Genomic DNA, 15251 nt, shown 5'->3' with positions numbered 1-15251 from the left:
GGATTACCGTCATCTCTCCGCTTGAACATCGCAAATGACGGAGCAATCGAAACAAGTATTTGTCACCTAAGACATAACTAAGTCTGCCGTGGTCTTTGCTTACGCCAAGTATGTATCGCAAGACGGACACCAGACCCGAATGGTTGAGACATCGACTTTGGCTTTTGCCATTCCTGCTCTGGAATCGGCGTTTCTAACGTCCCTCGTTGAGGTCGTTGAAGGACTCACTATCGTATTCGCGATCAGCACCCTCAAAGGATGGATGCCGACATTCTTCGGTGCGGTCTGCGCACTCCTACTATTGATATGTTTGATCCTATTTTGCGGACCACTTCTTACAAAAGCTCCAGTTCATTATCTCCAAACCCTCGTCGGTGTGCTCGTTTTGCTGCTCGGGATGGAAGCGCTTCGCAAAGCCATCCTTCGTTTCGCTGGCACCTCCTCACGCGACGATGAATCTATCGTTTTAAATTTTAAGAACACCACGTTTCAATCAAACACCCATCCAAGACGAGCTCTTAGTAAATGGGCTGGAGCGGCGGCAGCGTTCAAAGTCGTACTGCTTGAAGGCGTCGAGATTGCTTTCATTGTCGCTGCGGTGGGGCTGGTGAACCACGGCCATTTTCTCTCCGCGGCTTTGGGTGCCATAGCTTCGTGTCTGTTGATTTTGATAGTTTGGCTATGTGTTCGTAAGCGTATAGCCCCGGCATCTGATAACGCTCTGACATTTTGTGTGGGGGCTATTCTCTCCGCTTTCGGCGTGCTCTGGACCGGCCAGGGGATCGGTGTTTGGTGGCCTAGCGACGACATCTCCCTCCTGTCATTTGTCTGTCTTTTTTTCGGAACAGCATTGCTCACCGCCTCAACCCTTGGTGCGGCCATTGAGGGGCGAGCAGAATGAAAATCATTACAGATGTAGTGCACAGTATCGCGAACGCGTCCTTCGCAGATGGGCACTTAGCGTTAGCCACTTTGTTATTGGTTATATTCGTCGCAAGTATCCTTCATTTTCTCCCTGCATTTCCCTTGGTCGGCGGGTTAATCCTTTTATTCGGCTGCCCCCTCATCCTTGGAGCCACAGTTTTTAAAGCGAAGCGTCGATGACCTCGCTTAACGATCAAATCAAACCCCACACAAAACCACAGTTGAGTCTGTGGTATCTTGGCCAAGTAAGCGTAACGACAAAGCAAGTAACTTTCCGTCCGTGGATTGCGGTTGGAAAAATATGTCTTCGCTTGATCGTTTTTGGGGCGGTATGCGCGCTGCTTTGGGCTGGTTATCTGCGAATGACAGGCAATGTTCATACAATAGAAGAAGGACAAGCCTATCGTTCTGCCCAACTGTCTGCGAATGCGCTCTTAAAATTGATCGGCGATAAAAAGATAAGGACCGTCATAAATCTCCGCGGGTATAACGGCGGGAAAAATTGGTACGATGCGGAAATCGAGGCAACTCATAAGGCAGGGATTACACACGTTGATCTCGCACTATCCGCCAATCGGAAATTGTCCGATCAGCAACTCTCTCGGCTCTCGGATATATTAATCAAATCACCGAAACCGATATTAATTCACTGCGAAGGCGGGGCAGATAGAGCCGGTCTAGCTGCAGCGATGTATGAGTTAATAGTGGCGGGTCGCTCAGCATTAGTTGCCGGGACTCAATTATCCTTCAGATTCGGACATTTCCCGTGGCTCGGAAGTCGGACCGTCGCTATGGATCAAACGTGGGACCACTTTTTGGTCAGCTCGATTAAAAATGAGAATCATCAAGAGAAACGTTGAATCGAAAAATAACCGGGAAGTAGATTGTTGGAGCAACACCAATCGTTGTTGACTATTACATTGGTGTGGAAGTGACTACCCGCCCTATTTGGAGAGAGTCTCGACTTAGCCAAAAATTCCCGACTACGTTAGATCGTATCCGTCGTGACAATAAGCGACCTTCGCGATGCTGGCTGTACTGATCCTTATTTGTATTCGAGGGCGGCTGGAAAAACCTACCATGTCTCCCCGGGACAAGATCGCTAGCCCACCACCAACTCGCGTTGGGCGTCCGCAAGAAAAGGATACTGAAGTGTCGCTATACGATCTTGATGTAGCCGCAACTCGCGCCATCAACGGCCTTACCGGGGCGAGCACCGCAGTCGATTTCCTCATGATCTGGATATCTGCCATCAGCGTGCCGCTTCTAGTGCTGGCGGTCGCCGTGCAATGGTGGCGAGGACCGGACAGAACACATACCCGACACGTTCTTGTCGCGACGGGGCTCTCCTTCCTGCTTGGTCTAACGATTAACCAGATCATTTTAATGTTCATTCATCGGATACGGCCCTATGACGGCGGTATCTCGTATCTGCTGATTAGCCCCAGCGCGGATCCGTCATTTCCCTCCGACCATGCGACAGCGACCTTCGCCATCGCGGCGGCGTTTCTGCTACACAAGATGGAGCAAATGGGATTTTGGTTCCTTGTGGCCGCTGTTCTGGTGGGTATCTCCCGCGTTTATATCGGGACGCATTATGTGAGCGATGTTCTCGGGGGAGCCGCGACAGGTATATTCGCTGCGATTCTGGTCCACCAGCTATATCGGGAGGGAACGCGCATCGATCGGTTTGTCACGTCCATACTGTAGCTAACGCGGAATGCGTGGTATCCCTACCAGACTCTCGGCCATGTTCCGTCCGCAATTCATTCAATCGTCATTAATTTTAGGAAGCCTAGGTTTCCGCATCTACGATGGAGGTTTCTATGCGGAAGGTTGTTCTCGCTTTCATGGGCTTTATGGCTGTCGGCACACTCGCCACGGTTGCTGACGCCAATGCGATGCCGATTGGGTCAGCTGCGCCGGTCGCATCAACGATCGAACAGGTTCGACTGGTCTGTGACGAATGGGGACGCTGTTGGCGGCGGCCGGACTATTACCGGCCCTACGGTTACTATGGGTATGGATACGGCTATGATCGGCCATACCGTCGCTACTATCGTCCCCGTTATTACGGCGGCTATGGCTACGGTTATGGTGGTGGCTGGCGCCGTGGTTGGTACGGATACTGAGCGACAAGCCATCGCCCTGTCTTACGAAGACCACCCAATATTGATGACGAGAAGCGTGGGAAGCCACGCCTCACGGGAGAGGAAGCGTTTAAATGAAACTACTTAGAGCCATCATCGCAGCAGCAGTCGTTACAACCGTGCTGTCCGGTTGTGCGAATACTCCACCGGAGCAGCGAACGGCGACCGGCGCTGTATTGGGCGGCGCAACCGGTGCTCTTCTCGGCAATGCTGTCGGCGGTGGTGTTGGCGGTACGCTTCTTGGGGCCGGAGCCGGTGCCTTGCTTGGAGCAGCGGTCGCCGACTCTACCAATCCTTACCGAAATAGTCCGCCGATGTGTCGCTATCGTGCACCGGACGGTAGCGTCTATGTTGCGGAGTGTGACGAGCGTTACTATCGGGGACGATACTGAACATCGATAGGATTGAAAAGGAATAGCGCGTCACCGGAAGTTCGTTTTGACCCAAGCATCACTCCGCAATACCTGGGTTGGGCGCTGAAGAGCCTTTGCACTTGAATTTGAATGGCTATTTCACAGCCTGCTGCCTATCGTACGTGAATGTCGCGCTTCGCCGGTCTAATAGCTGCCGTTCTCTTGACGTCGATATCGGTCGCATCATTGGCTGCGCCAGCTCATAAACGACCTAAATCACATGGGCACGGCTATGGCTTCTTGCCGGGCTATCAGCAACCACTCAGCAACAGCATGCCGCTCTACATGCAAAAGCAAGCGTTGCAGCGCATTGCCCGTGAACGCCGCCGCCGCCCTTGGTATATCGACCCTGTGCCTAGTTATTACGGGTACGATGCTGAATGGCACTACTTCGGCAGACCGGGTTTTTACAGGGGGCGATACAACGGTGGGACTTTCGGTCCTTGCTGGACGCGAACACCTATTGGACCGATTTGGAATTGCGGTTGATGTTCTGCTGTAGCCGGTCTTGAGGATGATCTCTCCATCACCTCTCCCCATCAGAACAAGCTGAGGGACGACCGCCCCCGGTAACACAAGCTCGGTATTCCCATGGCGGTGTCCACGTCCCAGCCCAGATGCCCTTCTCTTCTCTACGAGCACCATCTTGAGCCGAACCGTACCGGCCATGTGAGTACCGGGGCCAATCCAACGCTAGGCCGTTCCTGACCAGCCATTCCGCGATATCGACACCATTCACTGAACATCGCGCTACGATTCGGCCATACCGATCACGATCAACTGACTCGCAGTTCACAACCTTGCCCGATGTGAACGCAGAGAGCGTGTTGGCTGCCTCGGCTCCGCATCGATACAAATCGCTGTTGCCGTTACGACAAAGCTGGGAGGATTCCGGAGCGTCGATGCCCCACAGCCGAATGCGCTGGCCGTGAATTTCAATAGTGTCGCCGTCGATAACTGACGCTTGGCCGATATTGTTCTGAGCAGCGTATGTCGGGGGCAGTGCTAATAAGAGGAGTGGCGCAGCGGTTAAAGCGATTTTGCTATTCATAATTGTTGTTGATTTTCGCTCACTGGCTGTAGGCTTCTCATATGCTTCTCCTAACCTTCATCAAGCGCATCTGGTCACCCTACACCAGCAATGTGGGAACTAAGACTCGTTCCGAAGGTGTAGAAGATAAAAAGCCTCTCTCCGAGCGTGAGCGAGACGCAAGAATTTTGGAGTTGCTCGACAATCCAACGCCAAGCGGTGAAACAATCGGGGAGCTTGCCGAGCTCATGGGACAGACCGACAAGCCGAAGTTTTGACGGGATTTGATAGGTCGTTACAAGATCGGTCTTAAATTAAACCCGCTTATAGATCAGCCACCCGACCGATAGCGCAGCCAAAATCCAGATTGCTACAATCACTGTCGCCCCTGTCACGCTCACGGGTTGATCCTGCGCAGCGCTAGCTAGCTCGCGATGTTCGGCCATGACGTCCGGTGGGATCAGCTTCACCACGAGCGCGACACCCAGCGGCACGATGATCAGGTCGTCTAGATAGCCCAAGACCGGAATGAAATCGGGTATCAGATCGATCGGCGACAAGGCATAGGCGGCGACAGCGATACCGAGTATCTTTGCATACCAAGGCACTCGCGGATCACGGCTAGCGAGATAGATGGCATGAACGTCACGTTTAATAAGACGTGCCCATTGCTTCATTTGTGCGAGCATATCGGCGGCCTTATCGATCCCGCATCAACTCTCGGCGCGCATCTTTAATGATCGCCCATGCCGAGTGCAGAAACAGCGCGGAGATAACGACAGCAACGACAAGATCAGGCCACTGACTCCCTGTTAGCGCCACAAGGCCTGCGGCAACAACAACGGCAGCATTTCCAATCGCATCGTTGCGACTGAATAGCCATACCGCTCGCACGTTAGCATCGCCCTTCCGGTGAGGGATAAGCACAAGCGCAGAAGCAATATTGATTACCAGCGCAACAGCCCCGAAAGCTCCCATCAACTCGGCCTCCGGCGTGTTAAGGACAAAAATGCGATAGATCGTGTTCCCAAAGACTGCCAGACCGAGCGCCCCCAAGAATAAACCTTGAAGTAATGCCGTTTGGGAGCGTGCCCGCAGACTCCATCCTATAGCGACAAGACCAAGAAACGAGATTGCGCCATCGCCAATAAAATCCAGCGCGTCGGCCTTGAGAGCTTGCGAACCAGCGAGAAACCCTCCGACAATTTCAATCAAGCCGTAAACGAGGTTGAGAAGCACCACGATCCAAAGCGCCCGCTTATAGGCGGGATTAACGTGCGACAGATCGCGGCTTTCAGAATTCGTCTTGGCTTCCCTATCGACGCGAGCAATTTCATAGCCTAGCCCTTCGATGGTGCGCTCGACTTCCGGCAAACGTCGCGCCGCGTCATCGACACGTATCGTCATTTCCTGCGAAGCGAGGGAGACTTGGACCGCCGTGACGCCGGGCAGCTTGCGTGTGGTCCCTTCAATCTTCGCCGCGCATGAAGGGCAATCCATGCCGGTGATGCGGTAACGAACCGCATTGTTGTTTTGCAACGTCGCATCAGTCATGGAACTTCCCCGGTTGAAGCAGCTTTGCTAATACTGCCTCCTGTAGCGACTACAGGAGCAAGCCAATGTTTACGATTGGCGAATTGTCAAAGCGAACCGGCGTCCATATCGAAACAGTGCGCTATTACGAGCGCTCAGGAATCCTGCCGAAAGCAGCGCGGACCTCGAATGGTCGTCGCACATACGGAACAAGCGACGTTCAAAGGCTAGCCTTCATCCGCCACGCCCGCGAACTTGGATTCGAACTTTCGACCGTGCGGACCTTGCTAACCCTTCAAGGGCACCCCGATGCGACGTGCGAGAAGGCCACTCAGATTGCTGCTGCTCAATTAGTTGCCATTGAGAGCAAGATTTTGCAGTTGAAAGTGCTACGCGGCGAACTAAAGCGAATGATCGATGGCTGTGGCAACGCCCGCGTAGCTGAGTGCCGAATTATCGAAGCTCTAAGTGCTGCATAGCTCTGAGACAAAAATCAATCTCAGACCGAAAAATCAATCACGTCGTAAAACATAAACGCTGGTATATTTTTTAATGGCGGCCTCGCGGTGTTGCAGGTCGTTGACTTAAATTGCCGCAACCTTCACTGACACGCGCTCAACGTTATAGAGGCTTACTTTACCTCCAATTGCTTTGGTTGGATCGAAAAGCGCAAGGTTGATTCCGTCGCTTACTGAGCTCCGATAGATCACACCATCGTATCCGCTTTTCTTAATAAACTCACATAGGTACTGGCTTGGGATGTAATCTATCGCTGCGCCTTGAGGTAGTACGGGACGTGTGAGCTCGTCGCCCAATCGTTCAAGAAATGGAAGATCTGCACGCAATTGGCCGATAGCCGCAGCGTCATCCAGGATAAACGGCGAAATGATCTTCCTTGGATCGCGAAGATCGACTGCAAGAATATCTGGAATGGTAAAATCCGCGACACACGCGACTTCGCCAGTGTGTGGTCGCACCTCCGCGGTCGCGGTTTCTGGTTTTGATCCCAGATAAAGATAGGGAATTCCCGCCGGATTTGCTCGTCCGTGTGAGGCGAGCCTCTTAGGCGGAGCGCCCATTTTATCGATGGGGAAGTTATCGTCACCGCCTCTAATGCGCGCCCGATACCAGACCTTCGGCAAATCATCAGCCAGCAAAAAGTCTATGAGATGGCGCAACCGATCTGTATCGATGGTCATATCTAAGAACCAGCGATTGCGATACATCATTTCGTCGCGCAAAGTCTCCCATTGAAGAAGGCCTGCGCTCTTGTATGCGGTCGACGGAACGAAAGGTCGCCTGACGATCTCTCCATCGTTCAGAATTTCTCCGAGTAATTCCTTTGCGTGAGCGACGTCCATTTTCGCATGCGTAAACAATTGCCAATCGCTCTTCATCCACTCAACAAGAGATTGCCCTTCGGCATGAGGCTCATAAACATTCGCCAGCAGCTCAAAATAAGCGCTGAGTTGAGCTGGCTCTACAAGATCGACATCCGTTGAGTGGCAGAAACTGCAAGTACCTCTGTTTGGATTCAGCGAGGGGAATATATCCTTTCGAAGACCGCGATCATCGAAGCACTCCGGGCAACATTTCTTTGGCATCTACGTCTAGCCGAAGTAATCGGCAAGCGTCTCGATGTGGTGCTTCATCGAGAGTTTTTTGATGTAACCCAAGCCAGGAAAGTGCCCCTTAGCATGCATCTCACGAAATTCCGCGACTGCGCTTGTCTCTAGAATATGAGATTTCCCTGTGTCGAGCTTGGCAATAAGTTTCTTCAATGCTTGAGCGAATTTACCGGCGGCGTCTGCTGGCGTGTCTTTTGTGGTGGACACGAAATGATAGATGTACATCACATCGTCTTTGTCGGGATCGATGAAGGTTAGATGAATTGCTACCGCGTACGCTGGCCCGCCGCCTTCCGAATAGGCGTCCCCGACAATCAGAAAGTCGCCGAACCCATCCATGCCGACGTCACCAAAAGTCACATGCAATTCAGAAAATTCTTCAAGCGGAGGATAATCCGCATTTCGCTGACGTTTAAACCCGTCACGTACGAGGATGCGTGTACTCCCCTCAAAATGTTTCCGGTACAGTACCTTGGCGTGATCATCGATGAACACATGCCGCGATTTCGTTAAACCCCCTCCTAGATAATCCGCAAGAGCCTTCGGGTGATTGAACCCCGCATGCACGATTGTCGGATCGTGCTTCAAGTGCGCCGAGTAGCATTTGGTGGCGTCTTCCAATGTCAAATCGCTTCGCAGCAGAATCCCAGCCGATATTGCTTTTCCGAGATACCCGTCCGCCAGCAATTTAGAGATGGGTATGCCGTCTTCGTGATGATCCCCGTGATACGGATTAACGATGACGATCGCCCGTCCACCGGCATCACAGATGGCTTCGAGCGTCTTCTGGAGATTTCCCAGGGATTCTCGCACAGGCTCAATGATAGGAACAAAATTGGATTTCGCGAGAAGATGCGCCGTTTCGCGAATTGCAATTAGTTCAAACTGTTTACCGCGAAAGTACGGGTGATACATCTCGCGCTAACCCCATGCCATCGCATCGCGCAGCGGAGTCGCAACAGCATCGACCAGCCGTTGATGATCCCCGCGCCTAACAGGAACCGACAGAGCTGCAGCATGGAGTGATTGCGGCAATTGATCGACAAGAGACGTTAAGGGTTCAAGATTGCGAGTACGCCTGAGAGTCGTAACCATTTGCGCATGCAGGTCCGATGGGCGAAGCTGGTGGAAGAGATCGCGCATTGCCGCGTATCGAAGAGTATTGGGCAAATCCGGCACATCCACGCCCAGCGCTTTCAAAATCGACTTGGCTTCGGCAGAGCGCAGTGACTGGAAAACTGTGTCGGGACATATCCGGCCAGGTCGATTTGCCGCGTCTCTGACGACTGAGATTTGATAGCGCCGAGATAGGCAAATTACTCCAACATCTTTCGGCACCGTCAGTATAACACTGTCAACATGGCCTTCACCCACGATGACGTTTACGCTCGCAAAAACCTTCTTATAATTCGCGACTTGCTTGGCAAGCCGGGCGAGGGAATCGCGCTCTGATTTGATTTCGTAAACTGTTGAGGTGCCATTCAAGATCACCAAATCGGCTTTGCATTCCCCCGCTCGAAATTCGCTCAACATCGAAGCAGTACGAAGCGAATGCGTCCCCATCAGAATCTTGTGCGTGATGGCAGCCCGATACACATATTCGTCGCGGCGTCCGAGTGTGGTCAACATCGAAAAGGCGACCTCGAAAGCGTCGCCGACAGTCGCCCTTGCGCCGCCTTTGAGCGGGAGATTGCTGTTGCGGACTAACCGTGCGAACAAGGCCGAACGTCCGCGCTTCGCCAAGTCATGAAAGACCGCTGACGAAAACAACCGCGTTAGTGATGACAGCTCAGCCGATGTAGGTGTCACAGTCGCTGTTTTGTCCCAATTCGATTTATTAAGAACTACCTTAAACCAAGAGTTGAGGGAATCCATTAATTTTGCTTATGAGCGGCGGATTGCTCCGCATACAAAATGACGACTGAAGGCTGAAGATGGCTATTCGCCATCGAATTCAGAGGTTGTTTCTAAAAAGGATGACGTGGGATTGTATTCCCAAACTAAGGCGTCGGACTATAATTTTCGAGCGACGATAGATAGCCAAGTTATCGCAGCGTCTATGGCTTTATGTATTTCGTCGTTATAGGTCGCCGCAACGATTGTGCCGACCACAGGTACTCCGGCCTTAATTGTAGTGTCGATAGTTAAATCGATTTTCTTTGCAACCCATTTAATCGATACTATTGCTGCGTGACTAAGCGCAGCACCGAACTTCCTCACACGTGAGATAGATGGGCTAGCCTTGCCCAATTCCAGATACAAGGAGAGTACAGGTTCGCGTAAAGTTGCGACGACGTCGCTGTCGTCGATTTCATCAGGCGGATTATTGTGGCCTATGCCGACCGCTCTCGGAGCATCCAATATATCGAGTAACCCTCGTAGGACAGTTCGCGCTCGCTCACGAGCTTCAAGGTCGCTCGCCGACCCGTAGTCCGCAGTTGGCTCATCACTAAAATTATGAAAACTCGCACGCTTGTCTTCAGATGAGTTGTAATGGTCATCGTAGTCATCACGTTTTGGCGTGGGGGCCCAATCGGTCAATCCGTCTGCTTCGACTTCTTGTGCCACCTCTTCTATTAATTTCTCTGAGACCATGTCCCCGAATGCGTTATAAAGTTCGTCCCTGGCATCACAGGGGCCACCGTGATTCCAGATATATCCGCCCTCTGCCGAAACATAAGAAGTTCGCTGTGCGGGATCCTCGAAGTTCTGGTGAAACCATTGCACCATTAGCTCGCGCTTGTCCGCGTTGCGCATCCGCCGGAAACTCGTGCGCGAGACGCCAAATTGCGATCCATCATCGATGAAAGGGAGCTTCTCTGCCATCAGGCTGCTGTATCCTTGACGTGCAAATAAATCTGCCGAGGTACTCCAACCTCTTGAACAGAAAGAGGCCTACTTCCTCGTTGAATTTCTGTCCTGGATTTAAGATATCGCGCAAATGCAAAGGTATGTAGCCTACTATAGAGTTTCGACATCGAAACAGCAAAGGTCCGGTTTGGGATTAGCAGCCCAACAAAATAAAGTGGCGAACTTCGTCGCGTCGTCCGGTATTTTGATTGGGGAGTTCTGCGATACGCAATCTGGACGAGATAACGACCGAACTGAGCTTCTCAGAGCACTTGCTCTAGCCAAACGCGAAAGAGCAAAGCTTGTTATTGCCCGCCTCGATCGGTTCTCTCGCCGGGTGAGTTTCATCGCAAATATGCTGGAACAAGGCATAAGTCTTGTTTGCGCCGAAATGCCCAACGCCACGGATTTTCAGCTGCACATCTTTGCTGCACTTGCTCAAGAAGAACGGCGACTCATATCCGAGCGCACGAAAGCGGCGCTAGCTGAGGCCAGGCGTCGAGGCAAAGTTCTCGGTGCAAATGGAAAGAATTTGGCTGCGAAAAATCGCAAGGCTGCCGACGACTTTGCATTTCAACTTATGAGAAAACTCGATGCCGACTTAATGCGGCGGTCTTATAGCGAGATCGCAAGACGCCTGAATACGATCGGCGTTCAAACTACTACCGGCAAGAAATTCTATCCGCAAACCGTCAAAAACTACCTGACACGGCTATCATAATAATAACGCTAGCTATGCTATATTTTGCGCATGAGCTTCGCATTAAGCGATGTATTGACCCGAATAGGTGCACTGAGTGGCGTCGCTGTTGAACCATGCGAACGCAGCTTACTTCATGCGTATATTGCTTGTCTGTCGATTGACGACCTCTGTACCGCTATATCGATGACACTTAATGACCAAACGCATATCCGATTGGCTCTGCGTAATAGGCTGCTAAGACTACTTCGCGATCCTGCAAATATACCAATCGGCGAAAACCTGGGAGCTCTGGTCGACGCTACCGTGGCTGCGTCCGATTTGAATAGAAATGTTCGGCAGGCCGCCGATGCGCTTCATAGCGCAATTTTTGCTTACCTTCCTCTTCGGCAACAACATAAGCTTCTAGATCGATGGAAGGACCGCGGGACGCGAGGAGCAATGGCTCGATGGCTTAAAGCGTCGAAAGAATGCCCAAGTTTGTTTGAGGCGTCGGTTGCTCTTAGCTACTGGCGTGCAAGTGGTGACGTTCGAGCGGCCAAAAGTCTCGCTAACCAAGCGACCGTCCATGAACTGGCTGACATTTTAGACGAGCTAGTTAGCACTTGCGCAGAAGGCTGGATCATTTCTAAGGCTGTCGTTCGAGTCGGCGGGGCTGATGGACTTACGTGGGAGAAGATTCACGAGAACCATCCGGCTACTTATCTCTACCTTTGCGCGCGGACTCACCGTTCGGTTAGCGACGACGACGCTTTTGAGCTGGCTTGCAAATGTTCCGATATCGACCTTAAGGGAAATCGCGGTTTAGCTATTTGGTCTATTGGCCAGATGAGAATGTTCGATGTACTCGACAGAATAAATGCAGTGACCGAAATGCTACAACAGCGTGATATGGCTGAGATGCGAGCTCGTCTATCCATCTAAGAAACTTGAATGGACGCGCTATCGTTCTGGCATTACTTTAAAGAACGTCCGGCAAGTAACCGTGTCTCGTATCCTAGCGATTGACACCCCTCGCAAATCCACGCCTTAAACTGAACGCCAGTCTTCTCGTTAGTGCACATCACTTGCACGGTCTTGCTATTGAAGCTGCCATCGCGATCAAAGCAGACCCTGCAGTACATCATCTGATCCAGCCTCGTGATTTCGCCGCTGGGAAATAAAAGATCGAAAAATGACGCATTGAGGTCGTGGATATTTCCCTACGCGTCAGCACTATTCGAATAGTGCTCGGCCGCAGATCACTCCCACTCGTCCATAGAGACCGTGTCGAGTAGATTTCCATCGGCATCCTTTACCGTGAATTCGTCCGCATAACTTCGAACGACGCGTGTGATTTTCGTCGGATCATCCTGACTTACGAATGCCATCAGGTTTGCTCCATCCCGAAAATCGACCTCAAATGCTCGCTCGTCCTTATTATAGTTGAGTGTCAAGACGACATGTTTAATCAATGCCTGTAGTCTCGATGCAATCAGCGCCCGAACTTTGAAGACGTTTTCGCCACGCGTTGCGCGTACCCTTCCGATGAGCTCCGACATCTGGTCCGGGTTCGAATAATAGGCGAGCGCAGCCTCATCGAGTTGCGCAATCTGCTGGCGGATTCCTGCTTGATTCGCTTTGGCTTCCGCGAGCGCGGGTTCACGCTTAGTCAGTTCGCGCGCAAGAATATCACTCGCACCCGACATCCTTAGGCTGGTATCGAGCAGTGTCTTGATTTCGTTCTCAAGAATTTTCTGACGACCTTCCAGTGCATCAAGCTGCCTAACAAGTTCCGTGCGCTTGCTCTGATGTTCCTCGGACGACACGATTGACGCCAGGTCAAGGCGCTCAACGAACTTCAGGAATGCATCTTCAAAATGGTCATAGCGCCACCGCCCATTAATCGAGCAACCACGGTTGTGTAGCGCATCGGAGCATGTGAGGTATGCCTGACCTTTTGGTGGCCTTCCCTTATTCAGATACGTCATTGCCTGTCCGCAATGAGAGCAGACGGCGAGCTTGGAGAACAGGTTTGCATAGTGCTTACCCTTCCTGCCGCCGCTCCCCTTCTGACCATCCGATGGTCGCGTCAGCCTGCTGAAGCGAATTCGCTGGGCCGCCTCATACGTCGCGTCCGAAATGATCCGGGGATAGTATCCGACCTTAATCTCACCATCGGGTACACGTTTGCCGTTGACCAACCTGTTCGGCTGGAAATTACCGATGACAGCAGGACTGTTGACGACCTTATTGACCGTCGAATGCGCCCATCCTTTTGCCCGGCTAGTGAAAGTTGGTACCTTTTCAGCGTTCAATCGGCGAACAATCGTATATACGCCAAGACCCGAGTTGACCTCGTTGAAGATGCGTCGAACGATCTGCGCCCGTTCTTCAATGATCTCGAACTTCGAGCGGTCGGCCGTCAATCGCAGCCAACTCGGACAACGAGCGGTCAGCTTCTTTGAATCGGCGTTAGCGCGCTTATTCGCCCACGCCTTCGCGACGCGTTCTCCCTTTAGCGAAGACTCTTCATTCGCCCGCACCATCTTGAGGATGGACAGCAGCAACTGGTCTGTACGGATGTTGTCTCGGTAGACCTGCCCATCGTCGAGCGTCACCAGCACCAGTCCCGCCTCGACGATCGCCTTGAAGGATTCCAGTGCTGTCAGGGGCGTTTGGCGGCTGATTCGGTCAAATGATTCGACGAGCAGGTACGAGCCCTTCTCGATCTGCCCTGCCCGGACAGCCCCAAGAAAGCGTCCAAACTTTCCGTGGGTGACATTGTCGCCGGAATACGCGGAAACACCGATGTCATGCAGATCAACGTCGGTGACCAGCTCCAGCCCATGAGCCTCAGCATAGCGTCGGGAAGCTTCGGTCTGCCGCCGAAGACTGTCCCCTTGGAGCTGAGTCTCCGTGGACATGCGGATATAGCTGTAGGCCTTGAATTTCATTGTATTATTATAAGCGATTGTTTCCACGTTATAAAGTTGGATTAATCATCCAACATATATTGATATGATGCCCAATAACTCTCGGATTATTTGTCCATCACCTGCTGATGATCGGCGCCGCCGGTGCGGGCAAGTCGATGCTCGCCGCGCGTCTGCCCTCGATCCTGCCGCCGCTGTCGCCATCCGAGCTTCTGGAAATTTCGATGATCGCTTCCGTCGCCGGACAGATCAACGGCGGCGCGCTGACCTCAAAACGGCCATTTCGCACGCCGCATCACTCCGCGAGCATGGCAGCCCTCACCGGCGGCGGCATGCGCGCGAAGCCCGGCGAGATTTCGCTCGCCCATCACGGCGTGCTGTTTCTCGACGAGTTGCCGGAATTCGACGCGCGCGTGCTCGACTCGCTGCGTCAGCCGCTGGAAAACGGCGAAGTCTCGGTGTCGCGCGCCAATCATCGCCTGACCTATCCCGCCCGCTTCATGCTGGTGGCGGCAATGAATCCGTGCCGCTGCGGCCATGCCTATGAGCCGGGTTATTCCTGCAAGCGCGGGCGCGTCGACCGTTGCAGCGCCGATTATCAGGCACGTCTGTCGGGGCCGCTGCTCGACCGCATCGATCTGCGCATCGAAGTGCCTGCGGTGACCGCCGCCGATCTGATTTTGCCGCCGCCTGCGGAGGGATCGCGCGAGGTCGCGGCCCGCGTCGCCGCCGCGCGCGACATTCAACTCAAGCGCTATGCGGCGCTCGGCCTGCCGCACATCCGCACCAATTCGGAAGCGCCCGCGTCCGTGCTGGAGGAGATCGCGACGCTCGATACACAGGGTAGCACGCTGCTGCGCGAAGCCGCCGACAGCATGCGGTTGTCCGCGCGCGGCTATCATCGCGTGCTGCGGGTGGCGCGCACGCTCGCCGACCTCGACGGCGCGGACAAAATCGGCCGCGTGCATCTCGCCGAAGCGTTGTCGTACCGCATGCTGGCCGAAGATCTGCAGCGCGCCGCCTGATAACGCGAAAGTAACGATCGCTCTTTACAGTTTGCCAACCATGGCCGCAGTCCGGCCTGTTGTTTTGTAAGCGTTGAGTAGCG

The 15251-nt window shown here is 53.0% G+C and carries 17 protein-coding genes and 1 pseudogene; 10 read left to right on the top strand and 8 right to left on the bottom strand.

The annotated features are described in order from the left end of the window. Positions 1–139: 139 nt before the first annotated feature. The 5 genes from AFIDRAFT_RS07785 (at position 140) to AFIDRAFT_RS19415 (ending at position 3466) form a co-directional block, all read left to right on the top strand. Positions 140–901, top strand: coding sequence for a hypothetical protein (locus AFIDRAFT_RS07785; protein ID WP_009338645.1), 762 nt, complete (start codon positions 140–142; stop codon positions 899–901). 199 nt (positions 902–1100) lie between these two features. Further along, positions 1101–1784, top strand: coding sequence for a phosphatase domain-containing putative toxin (locus AFIDRAFT_RS19425; protein ID WP_009338643.1), 684 nt, complete (start codon positions 1101–1103; stop codon positions 1782–1784). Between the two features lie 220 nt (positions 1785–2004). Next, the gene (locus tag AFIDRAFT_RS07775) at positions 2005–2634 is read left to right on the top strand and encodes a phosphatase PAP2 family protein (RefSeq protein WP_009338642.1); all 630 of its coding nucleotides are present in this window, start codon (positions 2005–2007) and stop codon (positions 2632–2634) included. 116 nt (positions 2635–2750) lie between these two features. Beyond that, the gene (locus AFIDRAFT_RS19420; RefSeq protein ID WP_009338641.1) at positions 2751–3056 is read left to right on the top strand and encodes a hypothetical protein; all 306 of its coding nucleotides are present in this window, start codon (positions 2751–2753) and stop codon (positions 3054–3056) included. A 92-nt stretch (positions 3057–3148) separates the two neighbouring features. Continuing rightward, on the top strand, positions 3149–3466 hold the full coding sequence (locus AFIDRAFT_RS19415; protein WP_083801627.1) for a YMGG-like glycine zipper-containing protein: 318 nt from the start codon (positions 3149–3151) through the stop codon (positions 3464–3466). A gap of 547 nt (positions 3467–4013) precedes the next feature. On the opposite strand, the gene AFIDRAFT_RS19405 is transcribed toward AFIDRAFT_RS19415, so the two are convergent. Continuing rightward, a complete protein-coding gene (locus tag AFIDRAFT_RS19405; RefSeq protein ID WP_083801625.1) occupies positions 4014–4538 on the bottom strand; it encodes a thermonuclease family protein in 525 nt (174 codons plus the stop codon). Between the two features lie 41 nt (positions 4539–4579). Here AFIDRAFT_RS19405 and AFIDRAFT_RS07765 point away from each other — a divergent pair, with 41 nt between their 5' ends. Then, the gene (locus AFIDRAFT_RS07765; RefSeq protein WP_009338640.1) at positions 4580–4795 is read left to right on the top strand and encodes a hypothetical protein; all 216 of its coding nucleotides are present in this window, start codon (positions 4580–4582) and stop codon (positions 4793–4795) included. Positions 4796–4831: 36 nt separating this feature from the next. On the opposite strand, the gene AFIDRAFT_RS07760 is transcribed toward AFIDRAFT_RS07765, so the two are convergent. Together AFIDRAFT_RS07760 and AFIDRAFT_RS07755 are read right to left on the bottom strand one after the other, a co-directional pair. Beyond that, positions 4832–5206, bottom strand: coding sequence for a YkvA family protein (locus AFIDRAFT_RS07760; protein WP_009338639.1), 375 nt, complete (start codon positions 5204–5206; stop codon positions 4832–4834). A gap of 10 nt (positions 5207–5216) precedes the next feature. Continuing rightward, on the bottom strand, positions 5217–6071 hold the full coding sequence (locus tag AFIDRAFT_RS07755) for a cation diffusion facilitator family transporter (protein WP_009338638.1): 855 nt from the start codon (positions 6069–6071) through the stop codon (positions 5217–5219). A gap of 65 nt (positions 6072–6136) precedes the next feature. Between AFIDRAFT_RS07755 and AFIDRAFT_RS07750 the strand changes: the two genes are divergently transcribed. Further along, the gene (locus AFIDRAFT_RS07750) at positions 6137–6529 is read left to right on the top strand and encodes a MerR family transcriptional regulator (RefSeq protein ID WP_009338637.1); all 393 of its coding nucleotides are present in this window, start codon (positions 6137–6139) and stop codon (positions 6527–6529) included. A 105-nt stretch (positions 6530–6634) separates the two neighbouring features. On the opposite strand, the gene AFIDRAFT_RS07745 is transcribed toward AFIDRAFT_RS07750, so the two are convergent. From AFIDRAFT_RS07745 to AFIDRAFT_RS07730, 4 genes are all read right to left on the bottom strand, one after another. After that, positions 6635–7654 carry an RES family NAD+ phosphorylase gene (locus tag AFIDRAFT_RS07745; protein ID WP_009338636.1) on the bottom strand — a complete coding sequence of 340 codons (1020 nt, stop codon included), beginning with the start codon at positions 7652–7654 and terminating at the stop codon, positions 6635–6637. Between the two features lie 6 nt (positions 7655–7660). Then, positions 7661–8593 (bottom strand): sce7725 family protein, encoded by a 933-nt coding sequence (locus tag AFIDRAFT_RS07740; RefSeq protein WP_009338635.1) that lies wholly within the window; start codon positions 8591–8593, stop codon positions 7661–7663. A 6-nt stretch (positions 8594–8599) separates the two neighbouring features. Further along, on the bottom strand, positions 8600–9553 hold the full coding sequence (locus tag AFIDRAFT_RS07735) for a sce7726 family protein (RefSeq protein WP_009338634.1): 954 nt from the start codon (positions 9551–9553) through the stop codon (positions 8600–8602). 138 nt (positions 9554–9691) lie between these two features. Further along, positions 9692–10504 carry a hypothetical protein gene (locus AFIDRAFT_RS07730; protein ID WP_009338633.1) on the bottom strand — a complete coding sequence of 271 codons (813 nt, stop codon included), beginning with the start codon at positions 10502–10504 and terminating at the stop codon, positions 9692–9694. Positions 10505–10619: 115 nt separating this feature from the next. On the opposite strand from AFIDRAFT_RS07730, the gene AFIDRAFT_RS07725 reads away from it, so the two are divergent. Both AFIDRAFT_RS07725 and AFIDRAFT_RS07720 read left to right on the top strand, forming a co-directional pair. Next, positions 10620–11249 (top strand): recombinase family protein, encoded by a 630-nt coding sequence (locus AFIDRAFT_RS07725; protein ID WP_009338632.1) that lies wholly within the window; start codon positions 10620–10622, stop codon positions 11247–11249. Positions 11250–11414: 165 nt separating this feature from the next. Continuing rightward, positions 11415–12152 (top strand): hypothetical protein, encoded by a 738-nt coding sequence (locus AFIDRAFT_RS07720; RefSeq protein ID WP_156786856.1) that lies wholly within the window; start codon positions 11415–11417, stop codon positions 12150–12152. A 317-nt stretch (positions 12153–12469) separates the two neighbouring features. Here AFIDRAFT_RS07720 and AFIDRAFT_RS07715 read toward each other — a convergent pair whose 3' ends face one another. Further along, positions 12470–14164: a recombinase family protein gene (locus AFIDRAFT_RS07715; RefSeq protein WP_009338629.1), complete on the bottom strand. Its 1695-nt coding sequence runs from the start codon at positions 14162–14164 to the stop codon at positions 12470–12472. A 95-nt stretch (positions 14165–14259) separates the two neighbouring features. Here AFIDRAFT_RS07715 and AFIDRAFT_RS07710 point away from each other — a divergent pair. Continuing rightward, positions 14260–15168 (top strand): annotated as a pseudogene (locus tag AFIDRAFT_RS07710) (YifB family Mg chelatase-like AAA ATPase); the annotation flags it as partial. Positions 15169–15251 lie beyond the last annotated feature (83 nt).

This window comes from Afipia sp. 1NLS2 (assembly GCF_000178995.1).
In the GTDB taxonomy this organism is placed as follows: domain Bacteria; phylum Pseudomonadota; class Alphaproteobacteria; order Rhizobiales; family Xanthobacteraceae; genus Afipia.
This window is presented reverse-complemented; position numbering and strand designations above follow the sequence as displayed.

Coding starts and splice junctions, on each gene's coding strand:
- AFIDRAFT_RS07760 (WP_009338639.1), bottom strand. CDS start 5,206: ATGCTCGCACAAATGAAGCAATGGGCACGTCTTATTAAACGTGACGTT.
- AFIDRAFT_RS19415 (WP_083801627.1), top strand. CDS start 3,149: ATGAAACTACTTAGAGCCATCATCGCAGCAGCAGTCGTTACAACCGTG.
- AFIDRAFT_RS19425 (WP_009338643.1), top strand. CDS start 1,101: ATGACCTCGCTTAACGATCAAATCAAACCCCACACAAAACCACAGTTG.
- AFIDRAFT_RS07735 (WP_009338634.1), bottom strand. CDS start 9,553: ATGGATTCCCTCAACTCTTGGTTTAAGGTAGTTCTTAATAAATCGAAT.
- AFIDRAFT_RS07775 (WP_009338642.1), top strand. CDS start 2,005: ATGTCTCCCCGGGACAAGATCGCTAGCCCACCACCAACTCGCGTTGGG.
- AFIDRAFT_RS07740 (WP_009338635.1), bottom strand. CDS start 8,593: ATGTATCACCCGTACTTTCGCGGTAAACAGTTTGAACTAATTGCAATT.
- AFIDRAFT_RS07720 (WP_156786856.1), top strand. CDS start 11,415: ATGACACTTAATGACCAAACGCATATCCGATTGGCTCTGCGTAATAGG.
- AFIDRAFT_RS07765 (WP_009338640.1), top strand. CDS start 4,580: ATGCTTCTCCTAACCTTCATCAAGCGCATCTGGTCACCCTACACCAGC.
- AFIDRAFT_RS19405 (WP_083801625.1), bottom strand. CDS start 4,538: ATGAATAGCAAAATCGCTTTAACCGCTGCGCCACTCCTCTTATTAGCA.
- AFIDRAFT_RS07785 (WP_009338645.1), top strand. CDS start 140: ATGGTTGAGACATCGACTTTGGCTTTTGCCATTCCTGCTCTGGAATCG.
- AFIDRAFT_RS07715 (WP_009338629.1), bottom strand. CDS start 14,164: ATGAAATTCAAGGCCTACAGCTATATCCGCATGTCCACGGAGACTCAG.
- AFIDRAFT_RS19420 (WP_009338641.1), top strand. CDS start 2,751: ATGCGGAAGGTTGTTCTCGCTTTCATGGGCTTTATGGCTGTCGGCACA.
- AFIDRAFT_RS07730 (WP_009338633.1), bottom strand. CDS start 10,504: ATGGCAGAGAAGCTCCCTTTCATCGATGATGGATCGCAATTTGGCGTC.
- AFIDRAFT_RS07750 (WP_009338637.1), top strand. CDS start 6,137: ATGTTTACGATTGGCGAATTGTCAAAGCGAACCGGCGTCCATATCGAA.
- AFIDRAFT_RS07745 (WP_009338636.1), bottom strand. CDS start 7,654: ATGCCAAAGAAATGTTGCCCGGAGTGCTTCGATGATCGCGGTCTTCGA.
- AFIDRAFT_RS07725 (WP_009338632.1), top strand. CDS start 10,620: ATGCAAAGGTATGTAGCCTACTATAGAGTTTCGACATCGAAACAGCAA.
- AFIDRAFT_RS07755 (WP_009338638.1), bottom strand. CDS start 6,071: ATGACTGATGCGACGTTGCAAAACAACAATGCGGTTCGTTACCGCATC.